Below are 521 nucleotides of genomic sequence, written 5' to 3'. Positions count from 1 at the left end.
CCAGATCAAGTGTGGTGTGGCGACGTGACATATGTTTGGGTCGGTAATCGTTGGGCCTATCTAGCCGTTGTTCTTGACTTATTTTCCCGCAAGCCTATTGGATGGGCCTTGTCATTATCACCAGATAGTGCGCTGACCTGTAAAGCTTTGAAAATGGCATTTGAGTTAAGGGGTAAGCCTGAGAATGTGATATATCACAGCGATCAAGGTTCGCATTACACAAGCTTGAAATTCAGACAATTAATATGGTGCCTTCAGATTGAGCAAAGTATGAGTCGTCGCGGGAATTGTTGGGATAACGCACCAATGGAGCGTTTCTTTAGAAGTTTGAAATCTGAGTGGATCCCCGCCAGTGGTTATGGGAATTTTACAGAAGCAGATAAAGAGATCACAAATTACATCACTGGATATTACAGTGAGACCAGACCCCATCAATATAATGGTGGGTTAACGCCAAATGAGTCAGAACGTTTATATTGGAATGACTCTAAAATCGTGGCCAATTTTACTTGACCACTACA

At 42.8% G+C, this 521-nt stretch carries 1 protein-coding gene; it reads left to right on the top strand.

All coding sequences use genetic code 11. The features are described from left to right. The coding region (locus L5L77_RS22835; protein ID WP_263223452.1) for an IS3 family transposase at nucleotides 1-513 on the top strand (513 nt) is incomplete at its 5' end. Nucleotides 514-521 lie beyond the last annotated feature (8 nt).

It is taken from the genome of Shewanella sp. SM29 (assembly GCF_025654245.1).
Classification (GTDB): Bacteria; Pseudomonadota; Gammaproteobacteria; order Enterobacterales; family Shewanellaceae; genus Shewanella; species Shewanella oncorhynchi.
Note: the sequence above shows the minus strand (reverse complement) of the source record. Positions and strands in the feature narration are given on the sequence as shown.